Raw genomic sequence first — 14,912 nt, 5'->3', positions numbered from 1 at the left:
CTTCCCGGGTCCGGCCCCCACCCGCCCCACCCGTCACGCATCCCGCAGCCTCAAGCTCGTCCAGCCCACGAGCAGCGCACCCACCGCGTACCCCGCTAGTACCGCGAGGCCGGACCAGGGGGCGATGGGCTGGAGGTGGAGGTCGGTCGTCGCCTGGATGGCGAGACCCGCCGAGCCGGGGCCGACACGCTGGAGACGTTCCACCCACCGGGGATCCGTCACCACCTCGCTGAACAGCGGAAACGCATACAGCAGGCCCAGTACCAGCGTCACGGACCCCGCCGTGTCCCGGAGCAGCGTGGCGACCCCGAGGCTGAAGAGCGCGACGAGCACGAGATACAGCACCGTACCCACGCCGGCGCGCACGGTCGAACCGTCCGTGAGCGAGTAGGGGGTGAAACCGCTGCCGGGCAGCAGTGCCCGGCCCGCGAGCAGGGAGCCGAGGACCGCCGGCGCGGCGGCGGCCGCCACCACGGCGGACAGGACGCCCGCCTTCGCCGCGAGGAGCCGGGCGCGGCCGGGGACCGCGGTCAGACTCGTACGGATGGTGCCGGTGCCGTACTCGCCGCTCATGGTGAGCACGGCGAGCACGACGACGGCCGCCTGGCCCGCCCACACCCCGGTCAGGCTCTGTTTCACGATGTCCTCGTGACAGCCGTCCGGTGCCCGGCAGTGCTCGGTGGACAGCGAACCCGCCGTCAGCGCGCTGACGGCCGCGGGCAGGACGACGGCGGCGAGCAGCAGCCACCAGGTGCTGGGCAGGGTGCGCAGCTTGGTCCACTCGGCGTGGGGCGCGTTCACGGCCGCCGCCCTCCCGGCACTCCTCCTCCCGGTACTTCTCCTCCCCGCTCTCCCCACCCCCCTCCTCCTCGTCCTCCGCGTGCGCCCGGCCCGGAGCGCGGTCTCGCTCATACGTCACTCCTGCGCAGCCGCCACACGGCGACAGCGAGCACCAGGACCGCGTACCCGCCCAGGGTGGCGAACCCCACCCACGGCCCCTGGGGGAAGCACCCGTCCTGGGGCAGGCACAGGCTGGTGACCTGGTCGTAGCGGATCCGGGTGTCGTGGAGGGCGAATCCGGCGGTGGGGGTGAAGCGCTGCAGCCACTGGCCGACCCCTACGGGCAGGCCCTCGATGAGCAGCAGCGGCAGGACGATGACGACGATCACGGCGCCCACCGCCGCCGCCGTGTGCCGCAGCAGCGCTCCGACGGCGAGCGCGAGGACGGCGGTGAGGGCGAGGATCGCTGCGGTGCCGATCACCGCGCGGAGCACGGGCCCGTCGGTGAGGGTGATCTCGGGGTAGACGGGCGGCCTGTGCCCGTTGTCGCGCAGGGTCCGGATGCTCAGCTCGAAGGAGACCACGGCCGCGACCAGGCCGACGGCGAAGGCCGCCCCGCCGACGACGAGCGCCTTGGCCAGCAGCATCCGGCCCCGGCGCGCGGACACGGTGGCCGTCGTCCTGATCATCCCGCGGCGGTACTCGGCGGTGATGAACAGCGCGCCCAGGGCCGCCAGCAGTACGAGGCCGATCCGGCTTCCGCTCAGGGCCTGGGAGGTGAGATCGCCGGTGGTGGTCAGGGGGGCGATGTCGCCGGAGCCGGTGAGGGTGGCGGTGCCGCCGTTCCACCGGGTCCCGGCGGCGTCCTTCGTCGCTTTGGGCCCCCCGGGTGCCGCCGCCTTGCCGCCCGCCGATTCCGGCATGCCGACCTGGGTGTTGCGCCAGTCGCCGCTCACCGTGCCGGTCAGGCCGACGCGGTCGAAGTCGGCGGTGGCCCAGGTGGAGGTCCCCCCGAGGGACAGCGAACCGAATTCGCGCTCGATACGGACGGAGTTGGGCGAGGCGACGAACAGTCCGGCCTCGACGGTGTCGGGCAGCCCGGCGAGCCGCACCGAGCCGATGGCCGTCCAGCGGGCCCCGTCGGCGGACTCGTAACCGGTGAGGGTGTCCCCCTCGCGGGTGAGTTTCAGCCAGCGTGACGAGGTGCCGGGAGTGTCGCTGCCGGGGGTGTCCCGGGTGAATCCGGACTGGAGGCGTACACCGTGGTCCTTCGTCAGCATGACCGCCGCGTAGGGCGATCCGGCTTCGGAGGACTCCTTGACGATGATCCCGGCCTTCGCCCACTCGGGGTATTCAGCGCCCGTCGCGTTCCCGCGCAGCCGGGACACACGGGCGACGATGCTGCCGTCCCCCTTCAGGGTGCGGTGCGTGAACTGGAACCGGTCCTCCACGGCGCTGCCCTGGGGCCCCACGGTGATGGGCGGACCTTCTCCGCGGCCGAAGAACGTCTCGGAACCGGCTGCGGAGAGCACGGAGATCAGGACGGTGACCACGCCCGCGGCGGCGAGGGTGAGCATCCAGCGGCTCACCGAACGCAGCTTGGTCCATTCGGCGCGTACGAGTTGGAGGAAGCCGTCGCGGGCCACCCCCGCGAGGGCGGAGCGGTAGGGAGCGGCGGGCGCGGTTCCGGGGTCGGGCGTGGTTCCGGCGGACAGGGAGGTTCCCGGCCGGGTCCCCCCGGACAAGCCGGACAAGTCGGACAAGCCGGACGGGCCGGACGAGTCGCGCGAGCCGGACGGAGGCGGTGTTCCCGGCGGTGGTGTCCCGGTGGTCATCGGTGCTGCTCCCCCTGGTCTGTTCCGGGCACGGGTGCCGTGTACTCGACGGAGTCCCTGGTCAGTTCCATGTACGCCTCTTCGAGGGTGGCCCGGTACGCGGCGACCTCGGAGAACGGCACCCCCTCACGGCCGAGGACCTCCACGACCCGTGAGGCGGGCAGCCCGGAGACGGTCAGCGTCTCCCTGCCGGTGGCGGCGACGGTCGCGCCGGCGCCCGCGAGGACGGTCATCGCCTGGGGGCGGGCGTCCGTACGCAGGGTGACCCGGTCGCCGGAGGCCGCGTCGAGCAGTTCGCGGACGCCGGTGTCGGCGATGACCCGGCCCCGCCCGATGACGACGACGTGGTCGGCGCTGTCCTCCAGTTCGCTCATCAGGTGGCTGGAGACCAGAACGGCCCGTCCCTCGGCGGCCAGTGAGCGCAGAAAGCCGCGTATCCACTGGATGCCCTCCGGGTCGAGTCCGTTCACCGGCTCGTCCAGGAGGAGTACGGCGGGGTCGCCGAGGAGGGCGGCGGCGATGCCGAGGCGCTGGCGCATGCCGAGCGAGTAGCCGCCCGCGCGGCGGCGCCCGGCGCCGGTGAGGCCGACCTGTTCCAGCACCTCGTCCACCCGGCGGGCGGGCAGCCGGTGGGAGTGGGCGAGCCACAGGAGGTGGTCGCGCCCGCGCCGGCCGGGGTGGACCGCGCCCGCGTCGAGCAGGGAGCCGACACGGGTCATGGGCGCCCGCAGGGCACGGTAGGGCACGCCCCCGATCAGGGCCGTACCGGAGTCGGGGGTGTCGAGGCCGAGGATGACCCGCATGGCGGTGGACTTGCCCGCGCCGTTGGGGCCGACGAAGCCGGTGACCCGGCCGGGCGGCACGGTGAAGGACAGCCCGTCGACCGCCGTGACGGAGCCGAACCGCTTGCGCAGCTCCCGCACTTCGACCGTGGCTTCCTGGATTGCGTCGGTGGGTACTTCCATGGGCAGTGAGGCTAGGGACACCGGGGGCCGGGGGTCGTCCCGCCGGAGAGCGGTTCCCCGGGCCCCCGGTGCCGGGGACGCGCATCCCCCGCACGGGGGACTCCGGTGGCGGTGTGCCCCGGGACAATGGCGTGGTGGATACCGCGACGACCTCGACGGGCCGGCAGGGGAACCGGACATGGGCGGGGCGATACGCCCGTGCGCCCGAGACGGCGGTGGCGGCCGCGGCGCTGCTCGGTCTGCTGGCGTCGGTGGAGGTGATCCTGCGCCGGGAGGGCGCTGCGGGTACGGCGACCCTGTCGCCCGGTGTGACGGCCGCCGGTGGTGCCGGGATGTCGGTGGCGCTGCTGCTGTGCCTGTGCGCCACGGTCCCCCTCGCCCTGGCGCGTACGCATCCGGTGCCGGCGGCGGTGGTCACGGCGGGCGCCGGGCTGCTGTCGCCGGTGCTGTTCCAGCCGTCCACGGTGGCGGGGCTGGTGGCGCTCGGGGGGTGCCTGTATGTGCTGCCGGGGCGCGGTCCCCGGCTGCTGACGGTGTTGCTGGCGCTGCCGTTCACGGCGTACGCGATCGCGGCCCCGTCGTCCCCGGTGGCCTCGGCGGGGACGGGTGACCGGCTGATGTCGGTGGTGGCGGCCGCGGTGTCGGCGGGGGCGGCCGGGATGGGGCTCGCCCGGCGGGCCCGGCGGGAGGCCCTGGTCCACAGCGCCACCGAACGGGCCGTCGCGGACACGCTGCTGGCGCACGCGGCGCGCGGTGAGCGGGCCAGGATCGCCCGGGAGCTGCACGATGTCGTGGCCCATCATCTGTCGATGATCTCGGTCCAGGCGGAGACCGCGCGGCTGACGACGGCCGGGCTGCCGGAGGACGGCGCCAAGCGGCTGCTGGCCATCGGGGACACCGCGCGGGCCGCGCTCACCGAGATGCGGCGGCTGCTGGGCGTACTGCGCGAGGACGCGGGAGGCGGCGCCGACCGCCGCCCCCAGCCGGGCCTCCAGCAGCTGAACGAGCTGGTGGACGAGGCACGGGACGCGTCGGCGTCGGCGATCCGGCTGATCGTGAGCGGTATGGTCCGCCCGCTGGACCCGGGGGTCGAGCTGACCGCGTACCGCCTGGTGCAGGAGGCCCTGACGAACGCGCGCCGCCACGCGCCCCGGGCACCCATCGACGTCGAGCTGCGCTATCGGGCGGACGAGTTGGTGCTGCGCGTACGGGACAACGGGCCGGGCCCCTCCCCGTACGGGCGTGCTCCGCGTGCGGACGGCGGGGGCGGCCACGGGCTGGTCGGGATGCGCGAGCGGGCGGCGACGGTCGGCGGTGAGCTGCGTACGGGTCCGGCGCCCTGCGGTGGCTTTCTGGTGGAGGCGGCCCTGCCGGTCCCGGCGGGCACGGGAAGCCAGGCCGGCGCGGGAAACCCGGCAGGCACGGGAAGCCAGACGGGCGCGGGAGGCACAGCGAGCGCGGGGAATCCGTCAGGCGCGGGCAACCCGGCGGACGGAGCGCGGCCGGTGTCGCCCGCCGGGGGACGGCGGGTGTCATGACCCCGCCCCCCGTACGGCTGGTGGTGGTCGACGATCACGAAGTCGTGCGCGCCGGGTTCGCCGGGCTGCTGGCCACCCAGCAGGACTTCGCGGTCGTCGGAACGGCCGTGGACGGCGCCGAGGCGGTACGGCTCTGCCGTGAGCAACACCCGGACGTGGTCCTCATGGATGTACGGATGCCCGTGATGGACGGCATCGAGGCGACCGCCCGGATCACCGCGGACACGCCCTCGGCGCGGATACTGATCCTCACCACCTTCGATCTGGACGAGCATGTGTACGACGCGCTGGGCGCGGGCGCGAGCGGCTTTCTGCTGAAGGACGTGACGGCGGAGGGGCTTTTCGACGCGGTGCGGGTGATCGCCGCGGGTGAGGCGCTGCTCGCCCCGACGGTGACGCGCCGGCTGATCGCCGAGTTCGCCCGTCAGCGCCCCCGGGGGACGGGCCCCGCCCGCCCGGCGCCCGCGCCGGCGGGGCTGACCCCGCGTGAGACCCAAGTGCTGCGGCTGGTGGCGGAGGGGCTGTCGAACCCGGAGGTCGCTGCCCGGCTGCATGTGGGCGAGGAGACCGTGAAGACGCACGTCAGCAGGGTGCTGACCAAACTGGGGCTGCGTGACCGGACCCAGGCCGTGGTACTGGCGTACGAGTCGGGGCTGGTCGTCCCCGGCGGAAACCAGGATTCCCGTCCGCATGGCCCCCCGGATCCGGCGGGGCGCCCGGTATGAGCACCGAAGCCCAAGAACAGCGGACGCCGGGCCCGCGGCGACGACCGGAGCCCCGCCCCCCCTCCGGCCCCGGTCCCGGGACCGGGCGGCGAAAACCGGAGTCCCGCGCTCCCGACGGCCCCGGACGCGGCCCGACGCCCCCGGCTCACGTAACGCGGCTTCGGGCGCGCCTGGCCCGACCCCGGACGCCCCGGGGCCCGGAAGCGCAGACGGACGCGCTCAGCCCTCGTCGGGAGCGAGCCGCAGCGAGATGCTGTTGATGCAGTACCGCTGGTCGGTCGGGGTGGGATAACCCTCACCCTCGAAGACATGCCCGAGGTGCGAGCCGCAACGGGCGCACCTGACCTCGGTACGGACCATGCCGTGGGAGCGGTCCTCGATCAGTTCGACCGCGTCGGTGTCCTTGGGGTCGTAGAAGGACGGCCAGCCGCAGTGTGACTCGAACTTGGTGTCCGAGCGGAACAGCTCCGCCCCGCACGCCCGGCAGGAGTACACACCGGGCGTCCTGGTGTCGGTGTACTCCCCGGTGAACGCGGGTTCCGTGCCGGCCTTCCGCAGGACCTGGTACTCCGCGGGGCTCAGCTCGGCACGCCACTGCTCGTCCGGCTTCTCGATGTCGTACGCCATGGGGCTCGCTTCCTCAGCTCGACGGGCGGGAGCTCGACAGGCGGGCCAGGATCAGCGGACCGAGGTCCGTGACATCGCCCGCACCCATGGTGAGAACGAGATCGCCGGGCTTGGCCATTCCCGCGACGGCGTCGGGCACGGTCTCCGTGTCGTGGACGGCCGTGACATCGGCGCCCGCCGCACGGGCCGCGGCGATGATCATCTCGCTGGTGACACCGGGGATCGGGTCCTCGCGCGCCGGATAGATGTCGAGGACCAGGGAGGCGTCGGCCAGGGCGAGGGCGTACCCCATCTCCTTGCCCAGTTCGCGGGTGCGGGAGAACAGATGCGGCTGGAAGACCACCAGCAGCCGGGAGTCGGCCGCCGCGCCCCGCATGGCTTCGAGGTCGGCGGTCATCTCGGTCGGGTGATGGGCGTAGGAGTCGATGACCTGGACGCCCGCCGCCTCGCCCTTGAGCTGGAGCCGGCGCTTGACACCGGTGTACGTGCCGATCGCGGAGGCGAGATTGTGCGCGGGGATGCCGAGGGCGACACCCGCGGCGAGCGCGGCGACGGCGTTGAGGGCGTAGTGGCGGCCGGGGACGGAGACCGTGAAGGTGAGGGGTCGGCCGTCGAGGAGGACGGTGACCTCGCTCGTCAGTCCCCGCGGGGTGATCCGGTGGACCCGGACGTCCGCCGACTCGGACTCGCCATAGGTGACGATCTTCAGATCCCGCGCGCTCGGGCCGTCCTCCGGGGCGTCCCCGCCCTGACGGCGGGTGTCCCCGTCCTCCCGGGGAGTGTCCCCGCCGTCGGCCGCCGTGCCCCGGGAAGCGAGGTCCCGGGCGGCACGGCCCCCGGCTGCACGGTCCCGGACCAGTGCGGTCAGCTCCACCGCGCCCGGCTGGTCGGCGGAGATCACCAGGGTGCCGCCGGGGACGATCTTCCGGGTGAAGATCTCGAAGGACTCGTAGATCTCGTCCATCGAGGCGTAGTTGGCGTGGTGGTCCAGCTCGACGTTGAGGACGATCGCGACCTCGGGGTCGTACTTCTGGAAGCTGCGGTCGCTCTCGTCCGCCTCGGCGACGAAGATGTCGCCGTCGCCGTGGCGGGCGTTGGTGCCCGGGCCCTCCAGATCGCCGCCGATGGCGTACGAGGGGTCGAGACCGAGGCCGGTCAGCGCCACCGCCAGCATGGAGGTGGTGGTGGTCTTGCCGTGGGTGCCCGCGACCGCGATGGCGCGCCGCCCGGTCATCAGGGAGGCCAGGGCGTCGGAGCGGTGGACGACGGGGACGGCCAGTTCGGCGGCGCGCACCAGCTCCGGATTGTCGGGGCGGATCGCGCTGGAGACGACGACACAGGTGGCGTCGCCGGCGAGATGACCGGCCTCGTGGCCGATGTGGACGGTGGCGCCGAGGGCGCGCAGGGCGTCCGCCGTGGGCGACTCCCTGGAATCGCTGCCCGCGACCTCGGCGCCGCGCCGGGCGAGGATCTTCGCGATGCCCGACATCCCGGCGCCGCCGATGCCGATGAAGTGCGGGCGTTCCATGGCGGCAGGGACGGCGGATGCCATGCGTGTGTCTCCCAGGTGGTGCGTACGGTGCCGGTCGCCGCTCGGTGCGGGCGGGGCGTCCGGGGGTCTTCCGGTGGGTGTTGCCTGCGCGTGCTCCCCCGCGCGCGGCGCGGACATCGCGTCACGGACTTCAACGACGCGAGCGTTCCGCGCGGCGGGAAGCCCCCAGCCTATTCGCTGTGCGCGAAGAGTTTGAGCACCGGGACGCCGACCTTGTGCCGTGCCCTGGACGCCCAGTCCCGGTGGAAGAACTCCTCCACGTAGTGGGGCGCGGTCAGCACGATCACCTCGTCCGCGCCCGACTCGTCGACGACGGCCTTGAGCCTGTCGAGCGGATGGTCCTCGACGACCTGGCCCGAAGCCCGGCAGCCGGCCGCGCGCAGGGCTGCGAGGGAGTGCTCCAGGGCCAGCCGGGCGGGCGCCTCGGCCTCCTGCCCCTCGGGCACCTCTCCCTCGCGGACGGCCTGCTTCAGCTCCCCGAGCGCCACATCGTCGATGGCGCGCAGCAGGACGTCGGCCTGATCGCCGCGGGGCTGCATCAGCACCACGAAGGAGACACCCTCTTCCCCGTGGAGAGTGGTGACGAACTCCACATCGTCCGAGGTCAGGGGCTTCTCGATCATCAGTACGCTTGTGAACACGTCAGGACCCCTTCTGCGGAAACCATCCTTCCCCGTGCCCGCACGGGGTCTGCGAGAGTAAGTCTGCCCAGCCGGAGCTAACCGGAACGGTGAATTCCGCCGATTGTCAGATGCGCCGGTACCGGGTGAACAGGAAGCCCGCCTCCTCCAGTACGGACGCCAGTGCGAACCGGTCCGGCACGGCCGTCCCGGGCCCCCCGGCGATCCGCTGCGCGTCACCCGCCGTCAGCACCGGCGCGAGGGTCAGACACAGCTCGTCCAGCGTGCCGGAGGCCACGAACTGCCCCAGCAGCCGCGGCCCGCCCTCGGTGAGCAGCCGGGTCAGCCCGCGCCCGGCCAGTGCCCGTACCGCTTCCGCCGGCTCGGCCCCGGGTCCGTCACCGGCGATCACCACCTCCGCACCCGCCTTCCCCGCCGCCCGGATCCGGTCACCGGGCGCCGCGGCCCCGGTCAGCACCAGGGTCCGCACCAGCGGCCGGGCGAACAGCGGGGCCGAGAAGTCCAGGTCGAGCGAGGCGCTGACCACCGCGATCACGGGAGCGGGGCCCTGCCCGGCCGCGGCCCGGCGCGCCGCGAAGGCGTCCCGGGCGCGTGCGGGGCGGTACCCCTCACGACGTACCGTTTCCGCGCCCACCACCACCGCGTCCGCGAGGCCCCTGAGCACCCCGAAGATCCTCATGTCGGCGTCGCCGGAGAGCGCCTGCGAGCGGCCCTCGTGCTGGGCCGCGCCGTCGAGCGACGAGACCATGTTCGCCCTCAGCCAGGCCCCCGTCGCCGCACGACCGCCCGCCCCGCCGCCGGTCGCATCCGCGGCACCGGCCCCGGCCCCGGGCGCCGTCGCGGTTCCGGGCGCCGCCCCGGGGTCCCCGGCGGAACCGGGGACGACGTCCGGATACGCGTAGGCGTCGGCCAGCTCGTCCAGGGACCACTCACGGTCCTCGATCGGTGTCTGGTCGGTCACAGGGAGCAGGCGTCGCATGACGTGCAGTCTGGCACGGCGCTTACAGTGGGGAACTGTGCCCACCCCTGCCACCAGTGCCATAACCGAAGCGGCCCCGCTCTCCCTGTGCGCCCGCGAACCGCATGTCCCCGCCGGCCGGCTCGTCGCGGAGATGGTGCCTCCGCCACGCTTCGACGCGGTGCGCTTCGACACGTACGTTCCCGACCCGGACCAGCCCAGTCAGCGGGAGGCGGTCTCGGTCCTCGGCTCGTTCGCGGCCGGATTCGGCGGGGCGCACGCGAGCGGCGCGGGCCGGCGGCGCTGGTTCGCCCGCAAGCCCGCCGCCCCGGCCGGGCCGCGCGGGGTGTATCTCGACGGCGGTTACGGCGTCGGCAAGACCCATCTGCTGGCGTCCCTGTGGCACGCCGCCCCGGCCGACCCCTCCCTCAAGGCGTTCGGCACCTTCGTGGAGCTGACGAATCTGGTGGGCGCCCTGGGCTTCCAGCAGACCGTACGGACCCTGAGCGGGCACCGGCTGCTGTGCATCGACGAGTTCGAACTGGACGACCCGGGCGACACCGTCCTCGTCTCCTCGCTGCTCGGCAAGCTGGTGGAGGCGGGTGTCGCGCTGGCCGCGACCTCCAACACGCTGCCGGGCAAGCTCGGGGAGGGACGGTTCGCCGCCGCCGACTTCCTCCGTGAGATCCAGGGGCTCTCCGCGCACTTCCGCCCGCTGCGGATCGACGGCGAGGACTACCGCCACCGGGGGCTGCCCGAGGCCCCTCCCCCGTACTCCGACGAGGTGGTCGCGAAGGCCGCGTACGTCACCGACGGCGCGTCCCTCGACGGCTTCCCGGCGCTGCTGGAGCATCTGGCGAAGGTGCACCCGAGCCGGTACGGCGCGCTCACCGACGGGATCCGGGCGGTGTGTCTCACCGATGTGGGACCGGTGCCGGACCAGTCGACCGCGCTGCGGCTGGTGGTGCTCGCCGACCGGCTGTACGACCGCGAGGTGCCGGTGCTCGCCTCCGGGCTCCCCTTCGACCGGCTGTTCAGCGACGAGATGCTGAACGGCGGCTACCGGAAGAAGTACTTCCGGGCGATCTCGCGTCTCACTGCGCTGGCCCGGGACGCGAAGGCCGTGGCGGGGCAGTAGGTTCGGGTGTGTAACCACCGTTCGTCAGAAGGGATTCACACCATGGCCACCACGCGCACGGCACACACGGTCTGGGAAGGCGAGCTGCTCAAGGGGTCGGGCACGGTCACGTTCGACTCGTCCGGCATCGGTTCCCAGCCGGTTTCCTGGCCGTCCCGCGCCGAGAAGGCCAATGGCAAGACCAGCCCGGAGGAGCTGATCGCGGCCGCGCACTCCAGCTGCTTCTCGATGGCTCTTTCGCATGGTCTGACGGGCGCGGGCAACCCGCCGGTCCGGCTGGAGACCAAGGCCGATGTCACCTTCCAGCCCGGCGAGGGCATCACCGGTATCCATCTCACCGTGCGCGGTGAGGTTCCCGGCCTCGACGCCGAGGGATTCCAGTCGGCCGCCGAGGACGCCAAGAAGAACTGCCCGGTGAGCCAGGCGCTCACGGGCACGACCATCACGCTCACCGCCGAACTGGCCTGAGCCTTGAGCCGGGTCCGGGGCGCTCGCTCCGGGCCCGGGCTCCCGGCGGGCCCCGGGCCCGACCGGTGTGACCCGGCCGGGAACCGGTGCCCCGGGGCATCGGCTCCGATTCCGGCTCCGGGGACTCGTACGGGTACGGCTCCGGGTCCGGGGTCACCGCTACTGCCGGAGCGCACCGATACCGCCGGAGCGCACCGGTCCGGGGCGGGCGGCGGATCCGGCGGGGGCACCCTCGATCCAGCCGGGGCCCCGAACCCTTGATGGCATCCCGAACAACCTGAACCCTCGATGGCATCCCCAGCCACCCGGGCCCGCGGAAGCGCCCGATCCGGCCCGCCCGCCGCCGGGGAGTACTCCGGGTGCCCGCACCCACGGGGCGGCCCCTCCCAGCCCCGTACCGCGCCCGTGGACAACGCGTCGCACGGCGGTCCCACGGGATCCGGCCGACACACGGGCACCATGACCCCCACGGTTCACGCGCCCACCGGGCGCGTGCTAGACAGATGCGGGTCATATCTCTGTCCCCAGCAGGGAGTTGCCCATGCCCCCCACAACACGACGCCGGCTGCTGGCCGGTACCGGCGCGCTCGCCGCCGGGATCGCCTTCAGCGGCACCCTCTCCGAACTCTTCGCGGGCACCGCCGAGGCCCACGGGCGCCGCGGATACGGCCCGCTCGTCCCCGACCCCGCCGGACTGCTCGATCTGCCCGAAGGCTTCGCCTACACGGTCCTCTCCCGGGAGGGCGACCCCCTGCGCTCCGGCGAGGGCACGGTCCCCGGCAACCACGACGGCATGGGCGCCTTCGCCGCCCGCCGGGGCAGAACGCTCCTGGTGCGCAACCACGAGAACCGGCACACCGCCCGGCTCGGCGTACCGGCCGTCGACGGCCTCATCTACGACCCGGCGGCCAGGGGCGGCTGTACTGCCCTGGAGCTGGACAGCCGCGGTGAGGTGGTCGCGGAACGGGTCGCGATCGCCGGTACGGCCGTGAACTGCGCGGGCGGACAGACCCTGTGGGGCACCTGGCTGACCTGTGAGGAGAACGAGGACCGGGCCGGCACCAACGGCTACACCAAGGACCACGGCTTCGTCTTCGAGGTCGACGGCGCCGACCCCCGCCGCACCGGCGCCGTGCCGCTGACCGCGATGGGCCGCTTCCAGCACGAGGCGGTCGCCCTCGACCCGTACAGCGGGATCGTGTACGAGACGGAGGACGCCTTCGAGCGGCCGTTCGGGCTGTTCTACCGCTTCCTCCCGGACCGTCCGCTCGGCGGTACGGGATCCCTGCGCGCGGGCGGTGAGCTGGAGGCGATGCGGGTGCCGGGCGTACCGGATCTGTCCGCGGTCGACGAGCCCGGGGCGTCCTTCGGACGGGTGGAATGGGTGCCCGTGCCCGACAGCCAGGCCCGGCGGACCCCCATCCGGGAGCAGGACTTCGGGCCCGGGGGCATCACACACGCCCAGAAGCTGGAGGGCTGCTACTGGGGCGGGCGCTCGGTGTACTTCGTGTCCAGCTACGCCCGCCGCGGCGAGGGTTCGGCGGGTGACCACTCCGGCCAGGTGTGGAAGTACGAGCCGCAGCTCCGGAGACTGACGCTGACCGTCGTCTTCGGCCCCGGTACGGACGTCCGGCTGCCCGGGGAGTCGCCGGACAACATCTGCCTCGCGCCCGGCGGCGGTCTGATGGTGTGCGAGGACGGCGGGGGCGCCCAGCATGTGATCGGGGTGACCCGGCGCGGCGAGGTCTATGAAATGGCCCGCAACCGCCAGAACCTGGGCACGCCCGGGGCTCCCGAGTGGGGTGAGTTCGCGGGCGTCGTCTTCTCGCCGGACGGGGAGACGATGTACGTCAACTGCTACAGGCCCGGGACCACGTTCGCGGTCACCGGCCCCTGGGGCTGAACCACGGCGCCTGCCGGGGTGCCGCTGTCCGCGGCGGGAAAGGGCGGGACGGGCCCGGGAGACTTCCGGGGATGCGTCCCGCCTTCGCGCCGCAGGGGTCCCGTGAGCCGGTGGCCCGTGACCGCCGAGGTCGGCACCGGCAAGGGCCTGCCCATCGGTGCTGACGGCGACACCGGACTCGGCGGGAGCGCCCGGCCGGGGCGTGCGGCGGACGCAAAACGCCGGGCGGACTGAGAGACTCAGCCCGCCCGGCATTCATGGGGTCGTGGTCGGCGCGGTGCGCCGGTTGTCAGTTGTACGGCTGCCCGGCATCGCCGTTGCCGCCGTTGCCGTCACCGCCCTCGTTGCCGTCGCCCTCACCGCCACCGGTGTCCGCGGTACCGCCGTTCTGGGCGTCACCGTTCGCGTCACCGTCGGCGCCGGCGTTCTGCTCACCGCCGTTCGCGCCCACGTTCTGGTCGCCCCCGTTCTGGTCGCCGCCGTTCACGTCACCGTTCTGGCCGCCGTTCTGATCGCCACTGTTCGCGCCGGCGTTCTGCTCGCCGCCGTTCGCTCCCTCCGCGCCACCGTCGCTCCCGGTGCCGCCGTTCTGCTGTGCCCCGGCCGCGTTGTCGCCGCCGCCCGCGCTGCCCGCGTCATCGGTGCCGATCCGCGCGCCGACCGCCGCGAGGGCCGTGGTCACCGGCTGGAAGAAGGTCTCGCCGCCCGAGGTGCAGTCACCGCTGCCGCCCGAGGTGAGGCCGATCGCGTTGCCGTCACGGGTGAACAGCGCGCCGCCGCTGTCACCGGGCTCGGCGCAGACCGTGGTCTGGATGAGACCGGTGACCGTGCCCTCGGGGTAGTTCACCGTGGCGTCGAGTCCGGTCACCTGGCCGCCGCTGAGACCGGTGGTGCTTCCCATCCGGAACACCTCCTGGCCCACCGCCGCGTCGGCCGCCCGGCTGATCGCGACCGTCTCGCCGTTGCCCACGTCGACCACGCCGGGGGCCACGGTCGCCGGGTCGTCGTACGTCACCAGCGCGAAGTCACCGGCACCCGGGAACACGGCCTCCTGGACCGTGCCGATCGGCGCGCCGTTCTGGCTCTCGGACCACTGCTCGGCCGCGACACCGCAGTGCCCGGCGGTCAGGAAGCCGGGGCTGCCGTCCCCGGTGGTCACATTGAATCCGACGGAGCAGCGCGCGCCGCCGCCGAAAACGGCGTCACCGCCTTCGAGGAAGGGCTTGAACACTCCGGCGGACTTCTGGATCCGGGCCACTCCGGGCCCCAGCGCCTTCACCGCCCTGTCCAGGGTGTCCCACTTGTCTCCGGCGACGGTACGGTCCGCCGTGACGAGGACCTGGTTGTTCTTGGGGTCGACGGCCCAGGAGGTGCCCGGAATCGCGGCGCGCCTGCTCAGGGTGCTCCTGGCGTCGAGCAGATCGCTCGCGCTGTTGCGGACCGTGCGCGGGACCGCGCCCGCCTTCCTCACCTGCACGATGACGTTGTTGTCGTCGCCGACGACATTGACGACGACCTGCCGCTCGGCGGCGTCGTAGTACGCGCCGCCGTAGGTGTCCGCGCCGAGCCGCTGCCCGAGCTGTCGCACCAGCTCCGCGGCGGAGGCGGCGGTCAGCTTCTTGGGGCGGATCTCGGGCTCCTGCCCGTCCTGCGAGGCGTACGCCTGCGGCAGCAGCACGGCCGCCGCGGCGATGCCGACGGCACCGGCTCCCGCCAGAATGGCCTTTCTCTTCGGTATTCGCCTGTGACTCAACTCGTCGCCTCCTGTTGGGGGGTACGGAG

Annotated in this window: 14 protein-coding genes; 6 read left to right on the top strand and 8 right to left on the bottom strand. The window is 73.4% G+C overall.

Annotation, left to right across the window (positions count from 1 at the left end; genetic code table 11):
* Positions 1-33 precede the first annotated feature (33 nt).
* The 3 genes from ACIBCM_RS09515 to ACIBCM_RS09505 form a co-directional block, all read right to left on the bottom strand.
* Positions 34-801 (bottom strand): ABC transporter permease, encoded by a 768-nt coding sequence (locus tag ACIBCM_RS09515; RefSeq protein ID WP_399241409.1) that lies wholly within the window; start codon positions 799-801, stop codon positions 34-36.
* Between the two features lie 107 nt (positions 802-908).
* Positions 909-2,525: an ABC transporter permease subunit gene (locus tag ACIBCM_RS09510; RefSeq protein ID WP_399241408.1), complete on the bottom strand. Its 1,617-nt coding sequence runs from the start codon at positions 2,523-2,525 to the stop codon at positions 909-911.
* 86 nt (positions 2,526-2,611) lie between these two features.
* Positions 2,612-3,580 (bottom strand): ABC transporter ATP-binding protein, encoded by a 969-nt coding sequence (locus tag ACIBCM_RS09505; RefSeq protein WP_399241407.1) that lies wholly within the window; start codon positions 3,578-3,580, stop codon positions 2,612-2,614.
* A gap of 134 nt (positions 3,581-3,714) precedes the next feature.
* Here ACIBCM_RS09505 and ACIBCM_RS09500 point away from each other — a divergent pair, with 134 nt between their 5' ends.
* Both ACIBCM_RS09500 and ACIBCM_RS09495 read left to right on the top strand, forming a co-directional pair.
* Positions 3,715-5,118, top strand: a complete 1,404-nt coding sequence (locus tag ACIBCM_RS09500) for a sensor histidine kinase (RefSeq protein ID WP_399241406.1) — start codon at positions 3,715-3,717, stop codon at positions 5,116-5,118.
* Positions 5,115-5,843: a response regulator gene (locus ACIBCM_RS09495; protein WP_399241405.1), complete on the top strand. Its 729-nt coding sequence runs from the start codon at positions 5,115-5,117 to the stop codon at positions 5,841-5,843. Before ACIBCM_RS09500 ends, ACIBCM_RS09495 begins: the two co-directional genes overlap by 4 nt.
* 219 nt (positions 5,844-6,062) lie before the next feature.
* On the opposite strand, the gene msrB is transcribed toward ACIBCM_RS09495, so the two are convergent.
* From msrB to ACIBCM_RS09475, 4 genes are all read right to left on the bottom strand, one after another.
* Positions 6,063-6,470: a peptide-methionine (R)-S-oxide reductase MsrB gene (msrB, locus tag ACIBCM_RS09490; RefSeq protein ID WP_399241404.1), complete on the bottom strand. Its 408-nt coding sequence runs from the start codon at positions 6,468-6,470 to the stop codon at positions 6,063-6,065.
* A 13-nt stretch (positions 6,471-6,483) separates the two neighbouring features.
* A complete protein-coding gene (gene murC / locus ACIBCM_RS09485; protein WP_399241403.1) occupies positions 6,484-8,022 on the bottom strand; it encodes a UDP-N-acetylmuramate--L-alanine ligase in 1,539 nt (512 codons plus the stop codon).
* Positions 8,023-8,192: 170 nt separating this feature from the next.
* Positions 8,193-8,663 carry an indole-3-glycerol phosphate synthase gene (locus ACIBCM_RS09480; protein WP_399241402.1) on the bottom strand — a complete coding sequence of 157 codons (471 nt, stop codon included), beginning with the start codon at positions 8,661-8,663 and terminating at the stop codon, positions 8,193-8,195.
* Between the two features lie 106 nt (positions 8,664-8,769).
* Positions 8,770-9,642 (bottom strand): pyrimidine reductase family protein, encoded by an 873-nt coding sequence (locus ACIBCM_RS09475; protein WP_399241401.1) that lies wholly within the window; start codon positions 9,640-9,642, stop codon positions 8,770-8,772.
* Between ACIBCM_RS09475 and zapE the strand changes: the two genes are divergently transcribed.
* The 4 genes from zapE to ACIBCM_RS09455 all read left to right on the top strand — a co-directional run bounded on the left by zapE (position 9,641) and on the right by ACIBCM_RS09455 (position 13,364).
* Complete coding sequence (zapE, locus tag ACIBCM_RS09470; protein WP_399241400.1) at positions 9,641-10,759, top strand: cell division protein ZapE; 1,119 nt, start codon at positions 9,641-9,643, stop codon at positions 10,757-10,759. The two genes, ACIBCM_RS09475 and zapE, sit on opposite strands and share 2 nt — an antisense overlap.
* A 42-nt stretch (positions 10,760-10,801) precedes the next feature.
* A complete protein-coding gene (locus ACIBCM_RS09465; RefSeq protein WP_399241399.1) occupies positions 10,802-11,227 on the top strand; it encodes an OsmC family protein in 426 nt (141 codons plus the stop codon).
* Between the two features lie 541 nt (positions 11,228-11,768).
* Positions 11,769-13,130 carry an alkaline phosphatase PhoX gene (locus ACIBCM_RS09460; protein WP_399241398.1) on the top strand — a complete coding sequence of 454 codons (1,362 nt, stop codon included), beginning with the start codon at positions 11,769-11,771 and terminating at the stop codon, positions 13,128-13,130.
* A gap of 102 nt (positions 13,131-13,232) precedes the next feature.
* Entirely contained in the window at positions 13,233-13,364 is a 132-nt protein-coding gene (locus ACIBCM_RS09455) for a hypothetical protein (RefSeq protein WP_399241397.1), read from the top strand.
* A 55-nt stretch (positions 13,365-13,419) separates the two neighbouring features.
* Here ACIBCM_RS09455 and ACIBCM_RS09450 read toward each other — a convergent pair whose 3' ends face one another.
* A complete protein-coding gene (locus tag ACIBCM_RS09450; protein WP_399241396.1) occupies positions 13,420-14,883 on the bottom strand; it encodes a S1 family peptidase in 1,464 nt (487 codons plus the stop codon).
* Positions 14,884-14,912 lie beyond the last annotated feature (29 nt).

This window comes from Streptomyces sp. NPDC051018, from assembly GCF_044456085.1.
GTDB lineage: Bacteria > Actinomycetota > Actinomycetes > Streptomycetales > Streptomycetaceae > Streptomyces.
Note: the sequence above shows the minus strand (reverse complement) of the source record. Positions and strands in the feature narration are given on the sequence as shown.